At 44.0% G+C, this 23,450-nt stretch carries 19 protein-coding genes and 1 tRNA gene; 8 read left to right on the top strand and 12 right to left on the bottom strand.

Going from position 1 to position 23,450, the window contains the following annotated elements:
- The first annotated feature begins 80 nt into the window (after nt 1-80).
- Together FSB84_RS12675 and FSB84_RS12670 are read left to right on the top strand one after the other, a co-directional pair.
- A complete protein-coding gene (locus FSB84_RS12675) occupies nt 81-3,224 on the top strand; it encodes a sensor histidine kinase (RefSeq protein ID WP_130544575.1) in 3,144 nt (1,047 codons plus the stop codon).
- Between the two features lie 63 nt (nt 3,225-3,287).
- Nucleotides 3,288-3,920 carry a response regulator transcription factor gene (locus tag FSB84_RS12670; protein WP_130544576.1) on the top strand — a complete coding sequence of 211 codons (633 nt, stop codon included), beginning with the start codon at nt 3,288-3,290 and terminating at the stop codon, nt 3,918-3,920.
- A 9-nt stretch (nt 3,921-3,929) separates the two neighbouring features.
- Here FSB84_RS12670 and FSB84_RS12665 read toward each other — a convergent pair whose 3' ends face one another.
- A complete protein-coding gene (locus FSB84_RS12665) occupies nt 3,930-4,502 on the bottom strand; it encodes a YceI family protein (protein WP_130544577.1) in 573 nt (190 codons plus the stop codon).
- 284 nt (nt 4,503-4,786) lie between these two features.
- Here FSB84_RS12665 and FSB84_RS12660 point away from each other — a divergent pair.
- Nucleotides 4,787-4,860: transfer RNA gene (locus tag FSB84_RS12660), tRNA-Pro, on the top strand.
- A 165-nt stretch (nt 4,861-5,025) separates the two neighbouring features.
- Here FSB84_RS12660 and FSB84_RS12655 read toward each other — a convergent pair.
- Nucleotides 5,026-5,433, bottom strand: coding sequence for a winged helix-turn-helix transcriptional regulator (locus tag FSB84_RS12655; protein WP_130544578.1), 408 nt, complete (start codon nt 5,431-5,433; stop codon nt 5,026-5,028).
- 92 nt (nt 5,434-5,525) lie between these two features.
- Between FSB84_RS12655 and FSB84_RS12650 the strand changes: the two genes are divergently transcribed.
- From FSB84_RS12650 to FSB84_RS12640, 3 genes are read left to right on the top strand one after another with little or no spacing between them, the layout of a single operon-like run.
- Complete coding sequence (locus tag FSB84_RS12650) at nt 5,526-6,329, top strand: SDR family NAD(P)-dependent oxidoreductase (protein ID WP_130544579.1); 804 nt, start codon at nt 5,526-5,528, stop codon at nt 6,327-6,329.
- 57 nt (nt 6,330-6,386) lie between these two features.
- A complete protein-coding gene (locus tag FSB84_RS12645; RefSeq protein ID WP_130544580.1) occupies nt 6,387-7,289 on the top strand; it encodes an alpha/beta fold hydrolase in 903 nt (300 codons plus the stop codon).
- Nucleotides 7,290-7,316: 27 nt separating this feature from the next.
- Nucleotides 7,317-8,318 carry an NADP-dependent oxidoreductase gene (locus tag FSB84_RS12640; RefSeq protein ID WP_130544581.1) on the top strand — a complete coding sequence of 334 codons (1,002 nt, stop codon included), beginning with the start codon at nt 7,317-7,319 and terminating at the stop codon, nt 8,316-8,318.
- Nucleotides 8,319-8,423: 105 nt separating this feature from the next.
- Here FSB84_RS12640 and FSB84_RS12635 read toward each other — a convergent pair whose 3' ends face one another.
- Both FSB84_RS12635 and FSB84_RS12630 read right to left on the bottom strand, forming a co-directional pair.
- Nucleotides 8,424-9,638 (bottom strand): IS256 family transposase, encoded by a 1,215-nt coding sequence (locus tag FSB84_RS12635; RefSeq protein ID WP_130544592.1) that lies wholly within the window; start codon nt 9,636-9,638, stop codon nt 8,424-8,426.
- Nucleotides 9,639-10,126: 488 nt separating this feature from the next.
- The gene (locus tag FSB84_RS12630; protein WP_130541086.1) at nt 10,127-11,152 is read right to left on the bottom strand and encodes a ligand-binding sensor domain-containing protein; all 1,026 of its coding nucleotides are present in this window, start codon (nt 11,150-11,152) and stop codon (nt 10,127-10,129) included.
- Between the two features lie 337 nt (nt 11,153-11,489).
- Between FSB84_RS12630 and FSB84_RS12625 the strand changes: the two genes are divergently transcribed.
- Nucleotides 11,490-13,175, top strand: coding sequence for an RluA family pseudouridine synthase (locus FSB84_RS12625; RefSeq protein ID WP_225980060.1), 1,686 nt, complete (start codon nt 11,490-11,492; stop codon nt 13,173-13,175).
- 11 nt (nt 13,176-13,186) lie between these two features.
- On the opposite strand, the gene FSB84_RS12620 is transcribed toward FSB84_RS12625, so the two are convergent.
- From FSB84_RS12620 to FSB84_RS12610, 3 genes are all read right to left on the bottom strand, one after another.
- The gene (locus tag FSB84_RS12620) at nt 13,187-13,582 is read right to left on the bottom strand and encodes a VOC family protein (RefSeq protein ID WP_130541090.1); all 396 of its coding nucleotides are present in this window, start codon (nt 13,580-13,582) and stop codon (nt 13,187-13,189) included.
- Nucleotides 13,583-13,669: 87 nt separating this feature from the next.
- Nucleotides 13,670-14,608, bottom strand: a complete 939-nt coding sequence (locus FSB84_RS12615) for an alpha/beta fold hydrolase (RefSeq protein WP_207234254.1) — start codon at nt 14,606-14,608, stop codon at nt 13,670-13,672.
- A gap of 107 nt (nt 14,609-14,715) precedes the next feature.
- Nucleotides 14,716-16,449 carry a tetratricopeptide repeat protein gene (locus FSB84_RS12610; RefSeq protein WP_130541092.1) on the bottom strand — a complete coding sequence of 578 codons (1,734 nt, stop codon included), beginning with the start codon at nt 16,447-16,449 and terminating at the stop codon, nt 14,716-14,718.
- A 248-nt stretch (nt 16,450-16,697) separates the two neighbouring features.
- On the opposite strand from FSB84_RS12610, the gene FSB84_RS12605 reads away from it, so the two are divergent.
- Nucleotides 16,698-17,438: a serine hydrolase gene (locus FSB84_RS12605; protein ID WP_130541093.1), complete on the top strand. Its 741-nt coding sequence runs from the start codon at nt 16,698-16,700 to the stop codon at nt 17,436-17,438.
- Here the strand turns inward: FSB84_RS12605 and FSB84_RS31040 are convergent.
- The 5 genes from FSB84_RS31040 to FSB84_RS12585 all read right to left on the bottom strand — a co-directional run bounded on the left by FSB84_RS31040 (nt 17,398) and on the right by FSB84_RS12585 (nt 23,291).
- The gene (locus tag FSB84_RS31040) at nt 17,398-17,973 is read right to left on the bottom strand and encodes an alpha/beta fold hydrolase (protein ID WP_207234255.1); all 576 of its coding nucleotides are present in this window, start codon (nt 17,971-17,973) and stop codon (nt 17,398-17,400) included. The two genes, FSB84_RS12605 and FSB84_RS31040, sit on opposite strands and share 41 nt — an antisense overlap.
- Nucleotides 17,949-18,404: an alpha/beta fold hydrolase gene (locus FSB84_RS31035; RefSeq protein ID WP_207234256.1), complete on the bottom strand. Its 456-nt coding sequence runs from the start codon at nt 18,402-18,404 to the stop codon at nt 17,949-17,951. The genes FSB84_RS31040 and FSB84_RS31035 overlap by 25 nt, the downstream gene beginning before the upstream one ends.
- Nucleotides 18,405-18,503: 99 nt before the next feature.
- Complete coding sequence (locus FSB84_RS12595) at nt 18,504-19,646, bottom strand: PepSY-associated TM helix domain-containing protein (RefSeq protein ID WP_207234257.1); 1,143 nt, start codon at nt 19,644-19,646, stop codon at nt 18,504-18,506.
- A 16-nt stretch (nt 19,647-19,662) separates the two neighbouring features.
- A complete protein-coding gene (locus FSB84_RS12590) occupies nt 19,663-20,865 on the bottom strand; it encodes a DUF4374 domain-containing protein (protein ID WP_130541095.1) in 1,203 nt (400 codons plus the stop codon).
- A gap of 29 nt (nt 20,866-20,894) precedes the next feature.
- Nucleotides 20,895-23,291, bottom strand: a complete 2,397-nt coding sequence (locus tag FSB84_RS12585) for a TonB-dependent receptor (protein WP_130541097.1) — start codon at nt 23,289-23,291, stop codon at nt 20,895-20,897.
- Nucleotides 23,292-23,450: the final 159 nt, after the last annotated feature.

The following is a 23,450-nucleotide window of genomic DNA, read 5'->3' as shown; positions in this document are numbered from 1 at the left end:
GAAAGGTTGAACAGGGCTTACCAACTGCATGAGTTGTACATTTGCTTTCAAATCCTGAACCTTTTTATCATCCTTTTAACATGATCACTCACCGTTCCGCGGATAATATGTGCGGGCCTGTTTCCGGTACAAGCTCCAAAAGTCAATGCAAGAGCCGGATTCGAAGCTTTTTGTTCAGCATCCTGATACTGATGGCTGGCATTACCGGCTGCAGAAGGGCAGTGGCGCAGGAGTTTATCTTCAATCATCTTACTGCAAGGGATGGACTTGCATCCAATTTCGTGTACAGTTTATTGCAGGATGCTAAAGGTTATCTCTGGATCGGTACTGAGAACGGATTGCAGCGATACGACGGATATCAATTCTTCTATCCATATCAGCAAAGCGGCGCCGACCGGCTTCCGCGCCTGCCCGTGAACCAGATCCTCATGGACACGATGCAACGTATGTGGCTTCGGATGGGAAAGTCCATCGGGATATTCGATCATGCCACTTTCCGATACAAACCTGTTCCCTTCGCCAAAGAGTTGGACATACCGCAGAACGCAGACATTTTCCTGGAAAAAAATGGAAGCGGACAGGTCATTGTTCTGATCCGCAACTGGGGGTGGTTATCCTACGATGAAGAAAAAAATGTACTTCGGGAAGACATCACTCCATTCCCGATTCCCCGTTCATTCGGTCTATTCACCACTTTCGACGATTTAAGTACAGGCCGCTACTGGATCGGAGGCAGAGGCGGATTAGCCTACTACGATAAAAAAAGAAGACAACTCTTCAAAGCCACAGACTCCAATGCGCCGCATTTTCTGTTGAATGAAAACAGTATGCGACAGCATATCACCAATATGTATATCGATGGGAAAAGAAGACATTGGTTTTCCACCTGGGATACCATCACTTCTTCCATTCACTATTTCTGTTATGATGAAAAAATGAAAACCTGGAGTGATGATACGCTAGGCCTTACCACTGTTTCGCCTGGCGGATATTATGAATTGCACAGGTTCACGGAATTTGAAGACACTACCGTTCTCACCTATGGCCTTTATCATATGGCCATGCGGCAGGCTGATCGTTTCGAAACTTTCATCTTTCCCGGGTCATCTCCCTACAATATCGAGTTCACCAGGATCTATTCGGTTATTCAGGACCGGGAGAAGATACTTTGGGTGGCCACAGACAACGGATTGTACAATTCCACCAGTAAGCTCAACAGCAACCTCCACCTGTCATTGCGGCAAGACAAACAACGCGCCAGCCTGAGCTCTGTTATGGAATTGCCCAATGGCGATCTTTGGGTAAGCACCTGGGGCCGTGGTGTAATCACACGCCAACCGGACCTGAAAAAAAGAGAGATCATTTTCGATCTTCCCAAAGACGATGGCAATTATAACCTCACCTGGGACTTGCACCTGCAGATCCCGGGAGGAAAGGTCTGGGTTGCCTGTCAGGCCGGGAGGCTGATGATCTACGATACGGCAAAGGAAAAGTCCGTTTTCCTGAAACCCGCTCCGTTCAAGGGTTCCACCATCCGGCAGATTACCGAAGATCAGCAGGGCGATCTCTGGTTCGCTACCCAAAGCGGAATGGTATTAAAATGGAAAAATGGAACCAGCTTGCACGACAGCTCCTTCCGGGTAATGCATCAATACAGGTCCATCATAAGTAAGATCATGATTGACGATCGTGGACTTCTCTGGATCGCAACCGGTGGGAAAGGCGTTTTTGTAGTAGACCCGCTCACAGGAAATGAAATAAAACAGTACAATATTCCATCTTCCCAACAATTCTTTTATGGTAACCAGGTGCGCGATATCGTGCAGGTGAACGACAGCATCTATGCGTTTGCCGGCGACCATCTTCATCTCCTCAATTACAATACAGGTGTTATTACCAATGCAGCCACTTATAATCAGTGGCCCGTTGGCCCGGTACTGACCATGCAGGTGGATAATCAGCAGAACGTTTGGCTGAGTACGGCCAATGGAATGTACAAGTACAATTTCGAAGGCAACTATTTCATCAGGTTCACCCAATGGGATGGTCTGATCACTGTATACAATCAAAATTTCATGCTGGATGCCAGTGTGAAACTGAGGAATGGACGAATGGCCTTCCTGGGGAATCAGAACATGGTAACCTTCGATCCTGCACATTACCACGACAGATCTTTACCGCCCGATGTCCGCATCGGAAGTGTAAAACTGTTCAACGAATTTTTGCCAGTGGATTCATTGGAAAAACAGGGTGGACTAACCCTGCCGTACGACCGAAATTCACTCACTATCACTTTCGCAGCGCTTAGCTTCAACCGTATCGACAAGCTCAGTTATTACTACATGCTGGAAGGCGCCAATAAAGACTGGCAACGAATGGAAGGCCCGTTGCAGGTGAACTATACATTGCTGCCTCCCGGTAATTATGTGTTCAAGGTGCGCGCCCGAAATGAAGTAGGCATCTTTTCTCCCCATATCACTTCATTGCCGATCATTATCAGGCCGCCTTTCTGGCGGACGTTCTGGTTCTACGGACTGGTGGCGCTGACCATTGCAGGCGCACTCTACTATCTTTACCGCCTTCGGATTCGCAGGCTGATGCAGGTGGAAAAGATCCGCACACGCCTGGCCCGCGACCTTCACGATGATATGGGCTCCACACTCAGTACCATCAATATCCTCAGCAATATGGCCGTGAAGAAGATCGAATCTGATCAGAAAGCCAGCCAGGATTATATGGGCCGCATCAGCGACAGCTCTTCCCGTATCATGGAGGCGATGGATGATATCGTTTGGAGTATCAACCCCGTGAACGACAGCATGCGGAAGATCCTGGCTCGCATGAAGGAATTTGCCGGCAACGTGCTGGAAGCAAGCGATATCGATTACACTTTTACAGTGGACGAAACAGTAAAAGATATGACCTTCGATATGGAATGGAGAAGGGAGATCTTTCTCGTTTTCAAGGAAGCCATCAATAATATTGTGAAATACTCTAAAGCTGCAAAAGTGGACATTACGCTCCGCAAACAAAAGAACGTCCTGCAAATGACGATCAACGATGATGGAGTGGGTTTCAATACTGACAACGATCACCAGGGAGCCATGAGAGGTAACGGGCTGCGCAACATGCGGAAACGGGCGGAAGCGATGAATGGATCCCTGAAAATCATTTCGGCTCCGGAATCCGGCACTTCCGTGGAGCTCAGGATACCCTTAGCATAATCATGCGATAGCTGAAAAAGCCGGGAGCCCTTATTTTTGCAGAAGAACCAGCAAACTACGTACATGATCAAGATATTGTTATACGATGATTCCGAAGTGATGCGCGAAACCCTGGTGTTGCTGCTCAGCAATACCGATGGGTTTGAAGTAGTGGGCGCTTTCGACAATTGTGAAACCGCTGTGCAGGATATCAAAACATTGCAGCCTGACGTGATATTGCTGGACATCGATATGCCGGCGATGACCGGTATTGAAGGCCTGGCCAAAATAAGAAGCCAGCACCCGGATGTAAAAGTCCTGATGCTGACTGTATTTGACGACAATAAGAATGTATTCGAAGCGATCCGCCAGGGCGCCAATGGTTACCTGCTGAAGAAAACCCCTCCTGCCAAACTCATCGATTATATCCGGGAAGTGCATGAAGGCGGGGCTCCGATGAATGCGAGCATCGCTACTCAGGTTTTGAAAATGTTTGCCGGTATGCAGCCCTCAGTCAGTCCGGATTACGCACTCTCGCAGCGTGAGAAACAGGTATTGCAAAGCCTCGTGGATGGGAACAGCTACAAGATGGTGGCGGCGGAAATGTACATTTCTATCGATACCGTGCGGAGTCATATACGCAGCATTTACGAAAAGCTGCATGTGAACTCCAAGAGTGAAGCTGTTGCCAAAGCGCTCCGCGACCGGATCGTGTAAGTTCATTTTCTACTTTTTGTTATACTCCACATTTGCGACGATATGGATCTCATCGCCCAGCATGGCTGAAGGTGTACTGGTACATACTCCAAAGTCTTTCCTGTTGATGGTGCCTGTAACCTTGAATCCTGCCATTGGCGCTTTGTTCATGGGGTTCTCTCCGAGTTTGCCGATGGCGGTAAGGGTAACGGTCCTGGTCACCCCATGCAAAGTGAGTGGTCCGGTTACAGAGTAATGGTCCCCTTCTTTTTTGAATGAAGTGCTTTTGAAGGAGATGGTTGGGTATTTATCAGTATCCAGGTACTCGGGCTTTTTCAGGTGACCATCTCTCATTTCATTATCGGTATCGATGCTGGCCGCATCCGCGATGAGGGTAACCGTTGCATCGGTAAAATCCTTGCCATTGGAAGTGATGGTGGATTCTTTGATCTTAAAGGATCCTTCCACATCAGCAAGGGAAAGATGTGAAACGGAGAAGCGTAGCCTGGCATGGTATTCATCGAAAGTCCATGTATCTGCCGGGAATGATTTCCAGGAGAACAATGTTATGGCGAGAAGGGGAAATAAAATTGCCTTTTTCATGTTGTTGATTTTTTATTGATGGAATAATGCAAACCTAGAATAGTCGCGGGACGCGAAGCGGGTGTGGTAACGACAAAAAGGGGGAGAACGGCGACAGGACGGTTGAAGCCGGAAGAGTGGTGGATGGAGGGAGTTGTTTTTTATTGGCTGGAACTGTTGCTGGTGGGGCATTTCGCCCGAAAGGGGTAATTTCTGGTAAAATAAATTGCTGATTGTTTGAGTTTTTGAAACTTAAATCCTTACTTTTGCATCCCGCAATTTTCGGATTGCGTCCGGAAAAAGTTCGGGAAGTAGCGCAGGCCGGTAGCGCACCTGGTTTGGGACCAGGGGGTCGCAGGTTCGAATCCTGTCTTCCCGACGAAAAAATGAAACCCTTCAGATCGTTGGATTTGAAGGGTTTCTTAATTTAAATAATATTGCATCCATTCGGTCTAAAAGCGTCACTACTTTCAATTTTAATACGTTACAGGAAGTTCGAATCCATTTAAGTTCGGAAAATATTATTTAGCGTTAGCATACTGCGTTAACCCATCAATTCTTTTGTCGCTGCCTTAATAAATCCTGCCTTATCCTTTTTCACTTCTTTCAACATTGCCTTTCTGTCATCCGGAATAGGAAAATATTTTTCGGCCCATAGATGTATTTCAATCAGTACAGGCATTAAGTCAACTCCCTTTTTGGTTAACCGGTATAACACTTTTGCTTTACTATCCGGATGGTCTAATTTCTCAATGATCTTATTTTCTTCAAGAGATTGTAGTCGTGAAGCCAAAATATTCGTGGCTATGCGTTCCTGGGCTTTTAGAAAGTCGCCATAAGTACACTCTTTTGCAAACATTAAATCCCTGATAATCAACAGCGACCACTTGTCTCCCCATATATCAAGCGAGTTGCTGATAGGGCAATCTGATCTTTTTTTCGTTTTGTTCATAAAGAATATATTTCAAACATACACTTGCACATTGCAAGTAATGTTTACATTTGCACTTGCAATATGCAAGTAAAATTACAAAACGTTGAGACATGAAACAAACAATATTAATAACTGGCGCTTCTTCAGGTTTTGGATTGCTGACTGCCCAAAAGCTCCATGAAAGTGGCTTCCAGGTAATTGGAACAAGTCGTAACCCCGAAAAATACCAGGCTAAACTGCCGTTTAAATTGTTGGCATTGGATATTGCCGATTACAACTCAATCGCGTCTTTTAGTAAGAAACTCTTCAGGGAGATCAATAAGTTGGATGTGCTTATAAACAATGCAGGATACTTAGTGACAGGGCTTGCCGAAGAAACCACAATTGAAATAGGCAAACAGCAGTTTGAAACCAATTTTTGGGGCACTGTTAAACTTACAAACGAGTTGTTGCCCTATTTCAGAAAACAGAAGCAAGGCAAGATAATTACCGTAGGTTCTATTCTTGGGTTGATTAGTCTTCCCAATGTCGCTTATTACGCAGCTTCAAAACATGCATTGGAAGGATATTTCAAAGCCTTGCGGCTTGAATTAAATCAATTTAACATACAGGTCAGCATGGTTGAACCTTCGAGCTTCAAGACAAATATTGGTAATAGTTCAACCGCCGCAACAGGGGATATCAAAGATTACGATGTATTTCGAAAAAAGATTTCAGCTTATTCTAAAACTCAGTTTGAGAATGCACCAGGGCCAGAACCTGTTATAAATACGGTTTTGAAAATCATAAATGAAAAAGCGCCAAAATACAGTTATCCTGTTGGCAAAGGAACTTCTATGCTTCTAACCATGCAACGTTTTGCATATAACGTACTTGAAGGTACTGTTTTGAAAAGGGTGAATGCTGCGAAATAATTTAAAAGAGCTCTGGCAAAAAATGAAAAAAAAACATTCCTAATAATATTACTAATCATGGCAAAGACAAACGCATCCCCTGCCCAAAATACTGTAGCAAACAATGATGTCAAAACCGACTTAGGTATTACATTTAAAAATGTAAAAACACAATCTGTCAATATTGGTGGAACAGATTTCTATTATCGAAAACTTGGTGATAATAATGCTGGTGTACCGGTAATTTTTTTAAACCACTTAGGCGCCACAATGGATAATTGCGATCCCCGGATTATGGATGGCATTGCTTCAGAGCATCAGATAATTTGTTTTGACAATCGTGGTGTTGGTGCTACGAAAGGTAAAACGCCGAAAACTATTGCTGAAATGGCAAAAGATGCAAGAGCATTTATTCATGCTTTAGGGTATGAAAAAGTCGATTTGGTTGGCTTTTCGATGGGCGGTTTTATTTCGCAGGAAATATTACTTCAGGAGCCACAGCTTGTTCGCAAAGCTGTAATAACAGGTACTGGCCCGGCCGGTGGTGAAGGGATCAAAAATGTTACAAAGATTACTTATACAGACATTCTAAGAGGCTTATTTAGTTTTAAAGATGCAAAAACTTATCTTTTTTTCAATAGAAATGAAAATGGAAAGAAATCGGCAAAAGAGTTTTTAGCCCGGCTAAAGGAACGCATAGAAAACCGTGACAAAAAGATGAGCTTTAGCAACCTCCAAAGACAACTTAAGGCTATCCATGCATGGGCGCTGCAAACACCACAGGATCTATCAGTAATCAAGCAACCTGTATTAGTGGCAAATGGCGATAATGACAGAATGGTGCAGAGCAGTAATACTCATGAATTAAGCAAGCGTATTCCCAATTCCGAATTAATCATATATAAAGATGCCGGCCATGGTGGTATGTATCAATATCATGAGGCGTTCGTAAAAAGTGCATTAGCGTTTTTAGCGAAGTAAGCTATTTATGAATAACAATTAATAAAAATGAAAGCATTTATTATAAACCGATACGGCAAAAAAGAAAATTTGCAATCTGCCGAGATCGCAGAACCGGTTTTAAGGGCAAATGATGTATTAGTGCAGATTCACGCTGCCAGTGTAAATATTCTGGATTCCAAAATAAAAAATGGTGACTTTAAGTTAATTCTACCTTATAAACCTCCTATTACGCTGGGACACGACGTAGCGGGAATCGTAATAAAAGTAGGTTTAGGTGTAAAACAATTCAAAACCGGCGATGAAGTGTATGCGCGTCCGTCAGATCATAGGATTGGCACTTTTGCAGAACTTATTGCGATTAATGAAAACGATGTTGCATTAAAGCCCGGAAATTTCTCAATGGAAGAAGCTGCGTCTATTCCATTGGTTGGTTTAACCGCATGGCAGGCGCTGGTTGAAAAGGCAAATGTGAAGAAAGGGCAAAAAGTTTTCATCCAGGCAGGTTCTGGTGGTGTGGGCACATTTGCCATTCAGTTAGCGAAACATTTGGGCGCTACTGTAGCTACCACAACAAGTGCCAGTAATATTGATTTAGTCAAAAGTCTCGGTGCAGATATTGTAATTAATTATAGAAAAGAGGATTTTGAAACACTATTGAAAGATTACGATATAGTATTAAATAGTCAGGATGCAAAGACTCTTGAAAAATCTTTGCGAATATTAAAACCTGGGGGAAAACTTATTTCTATCTCTGGTCCGCCTGATCCCAGTTTTGCAGAAGAAATCAAAGCGCCCTGGTTCATGAAATTAATAGTGCGCCTTCTAAGCGCCGGAGTGAGAAAAAAAGCAAAGCGACTCAATGTAAGCTATTCATTCCTTTTCATGAGGGCAGAAGGAACTCAATTAGGCCAAATTACTTCACTTATTGATGCAGGTATCATAAAACCAGTTATTGACAAGGTATTTCCATTTGAGCAAACCAATGAAGCTATGGGGTATGTGGAAACAGGGCGTGCAAAAGGTAAAGTTGTTATCAAAATAAAATAAAACTATTGCTGAAAAAATCAGCTACTTCAATAAGAACTAACCATTGTCTTAAGAAAATCGGTTTCCAGCGGTAAAACGGTAGTGTTACATTAAGTGTGTCACTTTTTAAAGATTGAGTTTTAATCTATCACTAAAGATAATGGATAATTGAGCCAATGTCTGGTTCCAGTTGTGGACAGGCTTATTCCACCTGGCACATATATTTTCCTGCACCAGGAATAAAAGCTTCATTAGGGCGTCTTCCGATTGGAAGGCGCCTTTTGATTTGGTGACAGCTCTTAGTTGACGATGGAAGCCTTCAATGATGTTAGTGGTGTACATGATCCTTCGAACATCTTTGTTATACTGGAAGTAGTTGCTCAGTCTGGGCCAGTTCTTTCTCCAGGATTCGATAACCTTCGGATAACGCTCTCCCCAGTTGGATTCCAGCTGATCAAGGCTGCGTTCCGCCAGTTCTATGGTAGTTGCTTTGTAGACGTTTTGCAAGTCTTTCATAAAAGGCTTGAGGTCTTTGTAAGAGAGATATTTTTGAGAATTGCGGACCTGGTGCACAATACATAACTGGACTTCTGTTTTCGGAAACACACTCTCGATAGCATCGGCAAAGCCAGTCAGGTTATCAATACAGGCAATGAAAATATCTTCCAGACCTCGGTTTTGCAGATCAGTAAGTACCTGCAGCCAGAATTTTGCACCTTCATTTTCTCCGATGTACATACCCAGCAGTTCCTTGTACCCTTCCTGAGTGAGGCCGATAATGCAATAGACAGCACGACTTACCACACGACCTTCATGACGAACCTTGTAATGAATGGCATCCAGCCATACAAACGGATAGACCCGCTCCAATGGACGACTGCGCCACTCCTGGATCAGGGGAAGAATTTTATCAGTAACACGGCTGATGGTTGCTGTGGAGGCTTCCAGGCCATACATATCCATCAGATGGTCCCGAATATCACTATAGCTTGCTCCACGAGCATATAAGGCTATAATCTGGCGGTCCAGATCTACTCCTAACGTCTTATGTCTTTTGGGAATCAGCTCCGGCTCGAAGCTGCCATTGCGATCACGCGGTGGGTTGATGTCTACAGTACCAATCGAAGTCTTTACCTGTTTGCGGCCTTTGCCATTCTTACGATTGTTCTCTGCAGGATCTTCCTCTAAATGAGCTTCCAGTTCCCCATCCAGAGCCCCTTCCAGGAACTCTTTCAGCAATGGGGTGAGTACTCCATCCTTACCTAAAAGGCTTTCGCCGTTCTTCAAACGACTTGTTGCCTGCTTCTTGAAGCTCTCGAAATCAAAGTTTTTCTTTTCCATGTTGCCAGTTTAAAGTTATTAAACTTTTTACTGACACACTTTTTGTAATACTCTCGGTAAAACAGCAATAATTGTCTGATTAGTTTGCTTTGCCATTTTGTCATGTTAATTAGATACTTTTGCTATTCCTTATTAAGGCTTACAAAGCCAATTAAAATCTTTAAATCCTGTATCAGCAGGTTCGAAATTTGTCCAGCTGACCCGACAAAAAACAAAAAAGGCTTTAAGTTATAGAGCTTAAAGCCTTTTTTGTTCGAATCAATTTCACTTCTTTAAGCTTCTAAATCGTCAGAAGGAATAATTTGTTTGGGTTCGAATCCAGCAGTCAGGCATAACTTTTAGGAGCCCTACACAACGGTTACAGCTTTCTGCTGTAGTACGCCGCTGCTCCTCTTTTGTTAGTACTCAATTTTGTTAATCTGTTTGATATTTTTTTATTTCTACAATCTAAAATAAAAAGCCTGGCGAGTAAAAATGTCGGCCACACATTATTCCTGCCCCTCTTTATTTCTAAAGTCTGTAAATATCTTTCCATCAAAACGATGCACCCCATTTCCAGATCCATACCAAATACTTCCATCCTTGGCTTCCAATATTCCCAAAAAACCCATTCTTCCTCCTGACTTAATTTCTGTTACAGTGGGCGTTTTATCGTACAAGGACTTTGCATCATAACGTGAAAGTGCCCAGGCCTTCGGATTTACTTCACCAGTAGTCCAGATGTTTCCTTTTTTATCTTCGATTATAGCATAAGCTCCCCTCTGAGATACGTGCGTAAAGGTACTGCCGTCATAACGCCAAAGACCGTTAACGTCACCGAACCAAATGCTTCCTTTTCTATCTTCAATTATCGACCAAACGTTGTTAAACGCTTTGCCATCTTTGTTTTTTAAAACGGTAAATGTTTTTCCATCATAAACGAACATATTTTCTAGTGGTGCACCAAACCAAAGCTTGCCGGTTTTATCTTCAAGGAGTAAACAAATACTGTTACTGGGAAATCCATCTTTTGTGGTAAAATTTCGAAAAGATTTCCCATCGTAACGACTTGCTCCAAACCAAATATTACCGGCTCTATCTTCATAAATATGAATCGCAGTATTACTGCTAAGCCCATCCTTTGTTGTAAAATGTTGAAAGGATTTGCCATCGAAACGATACACACCTGAATCCCGGGTGCCGAACCAAAGATTTCCTTTTTGGTCTTCGAGCACATCCCAGAAGCTGGAGAAGCGGGGCGAAACTATTTTACTTGTTAGGTTGGTAAAAGATGTTCCATCGTATCGAAACACACCTAAATAAGAAGCAATCAAAATGTCTCCGTTTCTGGCTTGCTTTACATTCCGAACCATACTCATAGGCACCTTGGTGGTATCCGCCTCTTTAAGTTGAGACTCGGAGTAATTAGCTCTTGTGGCCTTGATCTTATCTTGTGGTACGTTTGTTTGGTTTTGTCCACAGGAACTGTAACAAACGGACACCAGGAACAAAGCATACACCTGTACGTATTTCATAATCTATATTAATCACTTAAGAATTTCGTGGAAGCTGACTTTCTTTATCCAAACCTACGTTCAAAGAGAAGAAACGGTAGTAAACAGCTTGTAAAAAGAATGTAAATGGATGTAAATTTTCGGAGACAGTTTGTTTTTTATAGAGTGGTTACAACGACCGAGAATTTGCAAAGACGGACTATCTTCGTTGCCGGTTTGCCGGCTGGTGTTTACACGTTGAGCATCTGGTCAGCAAAAACTGTATTCCGCAGGAAAGTCCTGGTCCAATAACCGGTACCCAGTAAAGTTATTACCTTTGTTGTGCTTTATTATGAGCAACAATCAAACGAATCGATACTTGAGCAACGATATACTTCAGAAAATTTCCTGGTTCCGGAATGAGCAGATTGCCGGGATTGCATTACCTGAGCGGTTCACTTTTCCATTTTATTATGAGCCGCATCCATTGGCAAAGATTGCTGTTTCCGAACTACAGCACTACCTCGAAACACAAACGGACCTTGACCATAATTTTGGACTGAGCCCGGAAAAGGAAGGTTCTGTTATCGGGAAAATGTTTGGTGTTCTGGTAGTGCAGGATGCGGAGGGGAAACTGGGTTACCTTTCTGCATTTTCAGGTAAACTGGCCAACTCCAATGATCACCCGAAATTTGTTCCTCCTGTATTTGATATGCTAATTGAAAACAGTTTTTTTCTTAAAGAGGTGGAGATCATCAGCGCTGTTAACCACAGGATCACAGAGATCTGCTCGGATGAAGACTATCAATCATTAAGAGAGAACATCGAAAAATTATCCGCTCAATCCGCACAGGAAATTTCAACCTTAAAAACACAGTTAAGAAGCAACAAAATAACGCGTGATCAGATCCGTGAATCGAACAGAAGCCTGAGTAAGCAAGATTACCACCTGGCTGAAGCCGGTCTGATACGTGAAAGTCTCTTCGATAAACGCCTGCTCAGGGACCTTACCAACAAATGGAAACCGCTGCTGGAGGAAAAGCAAACCAGGCTGTCACAAATCGAAAAAGCCATCGAAGCCCTGAAAAATGAACGCAGGGAAAGATCAGCCGCATTGCAGCAACAACTATTTGAAAAATATTCATTCCTGAATAAAAACGGAAAAAGAAAAAGCCTGCAAGAGGTTTTCAGCCAGACACCATTTGGCAAACCACCTTCAGCAGCCGGCGAATGCGCTACACCCAAACTGCTGCAGTTCGCATTTGAGAACGGTTACAAACCCTTAGCGATGGCCGAATTCTGGTGGGGAGCTTCCCCGGTATCCGAGATCAGAAAACATAAACATTTCTATCCGGCCTGCACTGGAAAATGCAAACCTATTCTGGCACATATGCTGGAAGGAATGCCTGTTGAAGAGAATCCTTTCCTGGTAAACACAGATGGCAGATATGATCTCGAAATAATTTTTGAAGACGATAGCCTTGCGGTGGTGAACAAGCCGGCGGGACTACGTTCTGTTCCCGGAGTTGATATTGAGGACTCGGTTTATTCCAGGCTGAAAAATATTTGGAAAAAAACTGAACCACTAATGGTTCACCGGCTCGACATGGATACTTCGGGGCTCCTGGTGATTGCTAAGACCCAACAGGTGCACAAGCATCTCCAAAGGCAATTCCTGCAACGAACTGTCAGTAAAAGATACAGGGCATTACTTTCCAAAGTGATCGATCAGTCAGAAGGAGAGATCGATCTTCCGCTCAGTGCCGATCTTTTCAACCGGCCAAGGCAACTCGTTTGTTTTGAAACCGGAAAGAAAAGCGTCACAAAATGGAAAATGATAAAACGGTACAAGGCCACCACCAAAGTCGATTTTTGGCCGCTTACCGGAAGGACCCACCAATTGCGTATGCACGCTGCTCATGAATTAGGACTTGATGCTCCCATTGTAGGAGATGATCTTTACGGAACAGCGTCAGAAAGAATGTGTCTGCACGCAGCATCTATCGAATTTATGCATCCCAAAACAAAAGAAAAGATCAGCTTCGAAGTGGAAGAAAGTTTTTGATCTGCGATGTATCAGGATTGCTTATCCGATTCTTCCCTGGGTTCCCACAGCTCGATGATATTTCCTTCAGGATCGAGAATATGAACGAATTTACCATAATCGTATTCCGCAATTTCATCAACAATGGTCACATCGCTCTTTCTTAGTTCTTCAACCAGCTCAACCAGGTTTTCTACCCTGTAATTGATCATGAAAGGCTTGGCTGAAGGATTGAAGTATTGCGTATCCTGCGGAAATGCACACCATACAGTGGTCCCTTTTTTGCCTGGATCATCGGCATGTAGCCATTCAAAATTGGTTCCATATTCGCTTGTAGTCAATCCCAGGTTTTTGGCATACCAATCGTTCATTCCTTTTGGGTCAGCGCATTTAAAGAAAACACCGCCCAGGCCTGTTACTTTTTTCATAGTAGTCCAAATTTGTTGTTACCTAAGTTCGCTATTTCAAGCGTCTGTATCAAATTGACGGTAATAATTATTTTGGAAGCAGGTCACCTAGAATGTAGGTGGCGTTGGGCTCAGGTCGGAATCCAGAAAATCGGTCACCATCGGCAGCCACCATCCCGTATGCAGCATCATACCGATATGCGTAGTACCGGGAATAATCGCCAGCCTCGACTTTGGTAATCCGTGTAAATCGCCCATTTTACCACCACCCTTTGCACGAAACAGGTCCAGTGCATGTTCGTACCGGACTCCATCAGCATCACCAATGGCCATAAAAATGGGAGCCTGTATATTCTTTACTTCCTTAGACCAGTCATAAGGTTCAAGATCAGGGCTCATCACTTTCTTTATATACTCTCCGAAACGTGACGGATCATTGCCCAGACTATCGTATTGTTTCTGTATCGGTGTTCCTTTGAACATGTCTGCATTGATAGCAGCAAAACTGGCTTCCACATCGGGCCACCATCCGTTATGCGCATATGTGCCCGACAATATCACCAGCCTGCGTAATTGTTGAGGATGACGCACTGCAAACTGAAATGCAACACCGCCTCCCATACTATAACCGAGTACATCTGCGCTGTCTGTTTTGAGATGTTTCAGCAAAGCAGACACATCGTCTGCCATGTTTTGATAACTGAATTTCCGGGGAATATCTTTGGTGCGGCCATGGCCCTGCATTTCTGCAACGATCACTTTCCGGTCTTTCGATAGAACAGGAATGATATTCGACCAGTTCAGAGGAATGTTCATGAAAGAACCATGCAACAGTACAATGGGCTTACCCTTTCCATACACTTCATAATACATCTTCAAACCATTTACATCGGCATAGCCCGATTCATCCGGCTCAATGTTCCCGATAGTATCTTTTTCTACTTGTGTATCAGTTCCTTTTTGTTCATTCTTTGATGGCGATTGACAGGATGCCATTACTGACATCACGATAGCAAACGAGAGGATGTTAGTCCAATGCTTTTTCATTACAGGGTCTTTTTGTTTCGATACAAAGCTCGTCAACAAATCCGGCCTATCTGCTGTGCATAAGCGGCAATCATAGGGTAAATTGCGGCAGAGCAGTATCATCCCCGCTAATCCCCGATACTTGAAGAGGATGAAATTTTCTTATCTGCATATTTCCAGGATTCTACAAATGCTGCATGAACCTTCTGTGCTTCCCTGTTCTTTGCCTGCTGGGTCAATGCATTGTACAATCCGATCAGCGCCCATCCATTCTTCTTCCAAACCCGCAGATCCTGATCATAAACTTTCTCTGCTTCATTGTATTTTCCTGCTTTCAGCAATAATGCACCCAGATGGTGTCTCACTGAAAAGAACCAATCCGGTGGCTCATTGTAATTGAGCTTGTCTTCAAGTGCAACAGCTTCTTTCAGCAATTCGATGGATTGATCTGTCTTTTTTTCCTGAAATGCTATACCGGCAGCCAAAACTTTCGAAGCGATCTGTGCAAGGTCTGCTGTAGTGTTGATGCTCCACACAGTAAGGTCTTTCAGGGTGGTATCCGCCGCCAATATCTTCACGCTATCCATTTCTTTTTTTGCATTGGACAAGTGATGCTTTCCCAAATAAGCCATTCCTTTTGCATAATGCCAGATTGCACGGGGATATACAAGATCATTGGGCGGAGCGGGAAGGGACAGCACTGTATCCCACAAGGAAAGTTTTACTGCAGTATAAAATGGAATAGTGTAATAATGTTGAAGGGTTCCCCAGCCGGGCATTCGCATTATTTCTTCTGATGTATGATGCTGCAATTGCCTGGCGGCCTCCCATGCCAGCGATGAATTACCTTCCAGCGTGGCAGTGGCCACCAGAAAATGATAATTATGCGGATAATACGATAAAGGATAAGCACCCTGCGCATGACAGACCGTTGTATAAATGCTGTCCACTTTTACAGCTTCGATATTGGACAGTGATCCCAGATGATAATCGCCAGTATTGATATAAATATGCGAAGGCATATGCACCAGGTGGCCTGAACCCCGCACCAGTGTATCCAGCATTCTCGAACTGGGCAGGGCTTTTTCTGGAGTGGCAGATGCTTCCAGTGCATGTATATAAAAATGATGCGCCCCGGGGTGCTTCGGATTGATCTTCATCAGGTGCTCCAAAACGCTCAACAGTTCTGGTGTCCATGCTTTGGGCGCTTTTGTATCTTTTTCATATAAGTCCCAGGGATGAAGATCCATCATTGATTCAGCATACAATGCGCCAATGTCCGGATCATTGGGAAATTGTGTGTACACTTTTTTCATTGCTGCTGCATAAGCAATATCCAGTTCGCTTCGGCTGGCGGGAGGTTCTGCAACATATCGGACAGATAATGCATCGATAAGTGCTTTTTCTTTGGGCGTGCAGGATTTCGAAAGAGCCTTCGCTTTCACGGCAGCTTCATAAGCCCGCTGAAAATTATCCTCTTCCATGCCTGCATTGTAATTGGGGCCTAACACATATGCAAAGCCCCAGTACGCCATCGCGCAGGTAGAATCCAGGCGGGTGGCTTCAAAGAAAGATCTCGCTGCTTCAGCATGATTAAACCCATACGCAAGCATCATTCCCTGGTTGAAGTAATCCTGCACTTCATTGGATGCAGTTGAAATTTTGAAATCGATGCCCTCCAGGCCTTCCAGCCGGGGAGCTTTTTTTCCTGAAGTATACCAGGCTTTGTCGGTTGTTTGCGGGTTATAGCAACCTATGGCCGGGGAATCATTATTCGCCGGCCGGGCACCTTTTGTTCCATCACTGTTGTTGCAGGCAAAAAGGATAAAAGAAGAAAGAAATAATAAGCAGCATTGTTTCATAATAGATGATTTACGAACCTGAAAGGAATCCGTTGTAACTGCATGGCATACGTTTCATCTTCTCAAACAAAAGGGTAATAGCGGATAGGTTTGCGGGTAAGATCAGACTATAAAAAAATTGCAGGGGAAATTTCTTCTGATCTCTAATTTACACATATTCCGCATAAGGTAAAATATTAAAAACTACATTTGATCATACTTCCTTCCGGCCTCAAAATAATTGAAAATGACTTTATCCGGTCTCCTTAATACGATCCTGCTCCTGGGCGCCTGGCCACCCGAAACAAGACAGTGCCTTTGAAAACGCTTCCTACCAAAGCCTTTCATTGGGATTTGCCTGCGGCCACCTCCTGTCAACAGTGGGAGATCTTTTTAAGTGGAACCAAGCCGTTTTCAAACAGGTTTTATTGGGAAAACAAATGCTTGATTCAGTACTGGCTCCGGTGAAATTGAAAAATGGGAATACTTCAACCTATGGTTTGGGATGGATGAACCAGACAATTTTGGGGAAAAGATGTTACAGGCACGATGGCTCCGTCATGGGATTCGGAGCAGAGATCCGCTATTTCCCGGAGGAGGATATATTTATGGCATTCCTGGTAAATGGCCGGTCGCAGGAAACGGATGCCCGAACAATGGACCTGATCAATCAGGTAACACAACTCAGCCTCGGTAAGCCGGTACTTGCAGAGTTCTCCATCACTGCTGCCATGCTGCAGCAATATACGGGAGTATACGCACTCAATGAAGAGCACAAAATATTAGTCACTCTGGAAAACGGGCAATTGTATATTGAAGGTTCCAACCCTGCAGACCAGATAACCAAAATCCCTGTATATCCATATCAGGTTGACCACTTCTTTACGAAAGGGCCGGATTTCAAAATGGAATTCAGGAAAGATAACGCTGGCAACTATGCGAAGATTGTTACCACGGCCAGGAGTAAATTCATTTTTGAGTGGAAGAAAGAAAAGTGGACAGTGGTTTGATGAACCGGTCAAAGACCTCAATATGCGGAAGGTGTCCAACATTATCCAATTCCACTAATTGCGAGTGGGGGATCTTCTTCTGTGTTTCCTTTCCCAGCAACTGGTACTGGCCCATCCTTTCGCGGGCCGCCTCGTCCTTCACATTATTTTTTCCAATCGCGGTCCGGTCCCTTGTGCCGATGATCAGCAATGTGGGTGATTTGATATATTGGAATTCATAAACTACAGGCTGGGTAAAGATCATGTCGGAAGTTTGTGCATTGTTCAATGCCACTACAGGATAATCCGGGTGTTTAGTCCAGCCTGTAAGTAAATACACCCATTCATCGTATTCCTGTTTCCATTTTTTATCGTAGTAGAATTCCAGCTGGTATTTCTTTGCTGACTCGTAGTTCGCCTTTAGTTCGTTCTGATAATTCTGGTCGATGGATGTATAAGGCGCAACAAGTTTCCAGTCTTCCAGGCCGATCGGATTTTCCAGCACCAGCTTCTCTACTTTTTCAGGATACATCAGCGTGAACCTGGTAGCCAGCATGCCTCCATCGAGTGGCCCAGCAGGCAGATCTTATCGATCTTCAACTCATCAAGAACGGCTTTGGTATTTTGCGCCAGCTGTTGAAATGAAAACTGATAGCCTTCAGGCTTTGAGGATTTTCCAAAACCGATCTGGTCCGGAACCACCACGCGATATCCTTCCGCCGTCAATGCTTCAACGGTGCCTTTCCAATAAGCACCGTTGAAATTCTTGCCATGCAGGAGCACAACGGTTTTTCCATTCGCTTGCCTGGGATGCACATCCATATACGCCATTTTCAATTCCTGGTTTTGACTTTTCAGGTTCAGAAAATGCACCTCAAACGGATAGTCGTAATTAGTGAGCATGATGTCCAATACAGGACGGCCGGTTTGCGCAGTAACCGGATTGAGCAATATTACAGACAACAGGAAAACACAGAACTGTTTCATTTTTCTATTTTTTGATAATTACCTGTACCTGTTTTTCTTTACAGAAAAAATTGAGCCAGGCTACCATAGAAACAAATCTGTGCAGTAATTGTTGGAAGATCAGGCAGTCGTTACTTCCAGCTCCTTTCGTTTGCGGGGAACAATTGACTTCTTCTTTCTTCTTCTACCCCACCAAATATAAAAGCCTGTAACAGGTAAACTGGCGCAGATCAGGCTCACAATGAAGTAGATGATCTTGATGGTGATCCCACCGTACAGTCCAACATGCAATCCGTAATTGTACCTGCGGATCCAGGAAGCGAAGTCCTCGTCCCTTACTCTTTTCTGTGAAGCGGGTAATTCAGCCAAAGTATATTGATCGAGATAAACATCCCTCCAGGTTCCGTTGTACATATCAGTACAAACATAGATGGCTTCTGAGGGTGTTTCGGGGAAATGCATGAGAATATCAAACGGACGCTGCTCGGCCAGCTCATAGATGCCTTTGTGCCAGGCTTTGTCCACCTGCATCATCAGGTCTGTTTTCAGATTGGTAGTGGTATCAGACACAGCCTGTATACGGGGTTTGTTCTCTCCGCCTGCCAGCCAGTAAACACCTTTATTGAACCAGGCAAAGCTCATCATCAATCCTGTAAAGGCAAAGATGATGGCCACTATCAGGGAATAGAAGCCCAATACATTGTGCAGATCGTAGTTCAGGCGTTTGAACTTTGCGTTCCATTTTATTTTGAAACCTTGGTCCCGGTTTCTCTTATTCCATTTTTTCGGCCACCACAGGATCAGTCCGCTGATCAGCAGCAGGAAGAAGATAAGTGTACCCCATCCGGCTACCTGGTGACCAATCTCGCGGGGCAGCCAGAGATAATAATGACCGTCTTCAAAAAAATGGAAAGCATCTTCATGGTCCACCAGCGCTACCACTTCAGCCGTATAGGGATTCACGAATGCGATGGAATCGGATTCATGAATATTGAAATGCGCCGTCCTGTTTTCCCCGTGATACCATACTGACTCGATATGTTTTCCGGGCACCTGCTTTTGCAGGGAATTGACCAATACCGAAGGAGGCAACAACTTTCCATCCGCAGGCCTGGCGGCATGCAACCAGGGTTGAGTGAGACTTTTTATTTCATCTTTGAACACAATGGCGCAGCCCGTGATCCCCAGAATGAAAACCACGATCCCTGAAGCCAGCCCAAACCACAAATGGAACCAGGCATTGATCTTTTTGAAAGACATCATCACAACTCTGTTATTCTTATTTCAATTTTTCTATTCGCAGGATATAATCGATCCCCCCTACAAACTCCACTCCTTTGGTAAGCTTATCACTGGCAGGATCGTATTCCCAGATATAATCCCTGTCCGCTGCATTCACTGCGATATAAGCTTTTCCATCTTCCACAATCACTGCATTCACCATTCTCTCGCCTTTATCAGCAGGCAGATCCAGCTTTTTGATCAAAGCTCCGTTCTGAACATCAATCACGGTATAATAGTGGTCTGTATCGATAGATTGCCCGTTGATGCGGGATCTCACAATCGCTTTTCCATTTCCGATATACCATATCGCCGGAGCTTTTTCATTATTGGCAGCGGCAGAATAGTTAAAGAAATAAGTGGGATCGATCTCTGTAGAGCCGTTTTTGATACGGTACATGGCAGATGGAGAATTGTAATCGTAAATACCTACCGGGTCACTGATGAAATAGAGATCATTGTTCTCATCGATGAAAGAGCTGGGCGCATATACGGTTGGCCCGCCAAATCCATTGCTGCGATTATCTTCCAGCGACTTCTCAACTACCATATCGGTATAATCGATCACAGCAACAAAAGATTTCGGATACACCGGCATGTTAGGATACTGTGTCCAGTCTGTTGAACCGAAACCGTATCCCAGGAACAATTTATTGTCCCTGTATTCAGCAAAACCAATATTGTAAGTGCTGAATCCCTCCGGAATAGCATCCAGTGCAAGACTGCCGGTTTTGATAGTCATTTTGTCCACTTTTACAATTGCGTAACGCGCTTCTCCCTTACCATCACCGATGATTACCAGGGTATTGTTATCCACCCATGTGTAGGCAGACCAGTTCAGCCAGGAAAAGGGGATCTCTTTATCGATCAACAACACTCCATTCTCAACATGGTATTTTCCCAACCGGCCACTCGTGGCATTGGCATGATAATAATAGCCATCTTTCTGGATCACATCCTGCGCATATACCTTACCGGTCATTTCAGCGCCATTGCCTTTCAGGCTGATGGTGCCACTGGTGAGTGATGAAATACTGGAAATATAATAGGCAGTATTGGGCCAGCTGCCCACACAGAGAATGGCCGAATATTGTGTTCCTGCTTCAACATTTCCAATGTCTCTTTTTTCACAACCACTGATGGAAAAAAGAACAGTTGCGATTGTCAGGAATGATACTGATATATTGATTAGTCTTTTCATGAAACTTTTGATTTGAACCGAAGGATAGATTAATGTAAGAAATACCGGAATTTAACGAAGAAGGACCTGCCTGGTTTTTGCAGCCTGAAGTTGTCATAGGTCAGGCGGTCCGTCAGATTCCTGCATTCAGCTGAAATATTGTACCTGCCATTCTGCAGTGAATAACTAAGTGAAGCATTTTGTACAAACTGCGTGGGAATATCTGATTTACCATTCGGGTTTCCTTTGCTTTCCCAGGTCAGGTAGAACCAGTTGATGTATTGCGTGAACCAGTTGAACTGCAACCTGGTCCCTTTTTTGAACACATCACTCTTCCCGATTGTGAAATCTGCATTACCAAACAACCAGGGTTGGTTGGGTATCTTGTTTTTATAAGTACCTTCTACATAATAAGATTCAGTTTGTCCCTGCTTTGTAGTATTGATCGCATTTTGATAGGTCATGTTCAGGGTCACAGAGAACAGTTGATCATAATTATACCTAAGTTCAGATTCGAATCCTGTTATACGTACACTTGACTGGTTCTCGTTCTTCAGCACATTGGAGCGAAGATCTGGTACAGGAAAAATGAAATCTTTTGCATCGCGGTAGAACCCTGATGCTTCGATATAAAATGAATGTTTATCGATCTTGAAATTATAGAATGCACCCAGGTTGAAATTGTCGCTGCTTTCAGGTTTCAGATCAGGATTGCCCTGCAGGTTCAATCCGTCTCCAAATACTTCCTCCACATCCTGTAAGCGGTAAGCATGTTCGTAAGATGCTTTGATACCAAGGCCTTCCGTGAGTTTATACCTGGCCGCGATACCATAACCCCAGTTTCCGGCAGTGGTATCCTGGGATGTCAGAATACGATCGATGTATTTCGCGCGGTTCAGGCCGAGGCTATAATACTTGGTGAAAAAAGTGTTTACCAGTCTTCCTTCCAGCAGGTTTTGCTGATATGCCAATCCGAGAATATTCTTGTTGATCTTTCCTGGAAGGGTATCGAAATCCTTGAAGACCTCATTGAAGTTTTCATTTTTCAGATGGTCCAGTGTATAGTTCAGGTTCAGGGAGTGCTGAGGATTGATCACATAGCTGATATTGGCCATGGCATAGGTCCTGTGCCTTTCGATCACACCGATCGTTTTTACACTTTTACCCATTTCAGTGTATCCGCTTTCATACCAGATATTGCCCCAGTCGTATTTTCCGAAAAGGGTATCGATGGTCCTGTAAGTATCTTTTGAGCGGGCTGCAAATGTGCTCAGGCTTAAACCTTTTACAAAGAGATCATCTTTCTTATAGCGGATAGTGGCGCTTTTTGCGTAACTGTTCCTTTCCACTTTTCCATAAACTGTTTTTTGATCGAACCCGGTTTGCAGGTCCTGGTGTGCTTCATTGTAACCAAGGCCGATCATCAGCACATCCGCCCATTTCTTGTTGGTGATGCCTGCTTCGAGCTGGCCGAGAATGGAAAAGTAATTATCGTGAAAACGTTTTGCATCGGCCACAACATATTCCGCACCGTTGAAGTCGGTAATGAAATTACCGTTCTTTGTGCCGCCTGTTATCACGTCCACGCCCTTCATCCTATAATTATTATCAGATGAATTCAGGAAACCACTGGCCTTAACGATGATGCCAGTCTTTTTATCGGCAAACTGACCCGTCAAAGCAGACCTATGTGTATTGAAGGAACCATAGCTATGACTTACGTCGAGATAGCTGGTGGCTTTTTGATTGGTTACCACGTTCACTGCACCGCCCATGGCATCCGCACCTAACTGTACCGGCACCACGCCTTTATATACTTCCAGGCGGTCTGCGAGATTCACGGGGATATTATTCAGGGACATGGCGCTTCCCATCACTTCCATCGGAATGCCGTCGATAAAGAATTTCACCTGTTTGCCGGACAAACCGTTAATGGAAAATTTGAAATCAGAACCAAGTCCGCCCTGTTCCCTGATCCGGACACCAGTAGTTCGGTTAAGGATCTGGTTTAGGTCAGCGGTTGTATTCGCATATTTTTTGGTCTCGATGGCATTTACTGCAAAACCAGACTCTTTGATTTCCTGAATTTTCGATTTTCCTGTTATGGTAACCGCCTGCATTTCCTTTCTGTTCCGGGAAAGTGTAAAGCTGATGTCCTGCGGAACACCAGGTTTTACAGTGATGGCGTGCTCGAGAGTGGTGTAACCCACAGAAGATATCTGCAGTGTATAAGTTCCTGCCTGTATGTTTTTCAGGAGAAATTTACCGTTTTCATCTGTAACGGTTGTAATCGATGCGCCTTTCAGGCTCACAGTGATCCCTGAAACTGCTTCCCCGCCAGTTGAACGGACCGTCCCCGAAACAGTGGCTGTACCTGATTTTTGTGCATGAACAAATACTACACTGAGGCAAAGTACAGCCGATAATAACGCTCTGAAGTAATTCATTCCTTTTAGTTTTGGCCATTTTATTGGAGGCAGCAAAACTAGAAGATAGCTCTCCCTTAAGGGTACGGAATCAGGGATTTCTGTTTCGAGATGCGGAAAAACTTACTTATTCCTGTACTGGCTTCATGATACTGGCAAGCAGGCAACCAAGATACGGGC

The sequence above is a fragment of the Pseudobacter ginsenosidimutans genome (assembly GCF_007970185.1).
Classification (GTDB): domain Bacteria; phylum Bacteroidota; class Bacteroidia; order Chitinophagales; family Chitinophagaceae; genus Pseudobacter; species Pseudobacter ginsenosidimutans.
The sequence above is the reverse complement of the archived record's forward strand: the minus strand, read 5'-3'. Positions and strand labels throughout refer to the sequence as shown.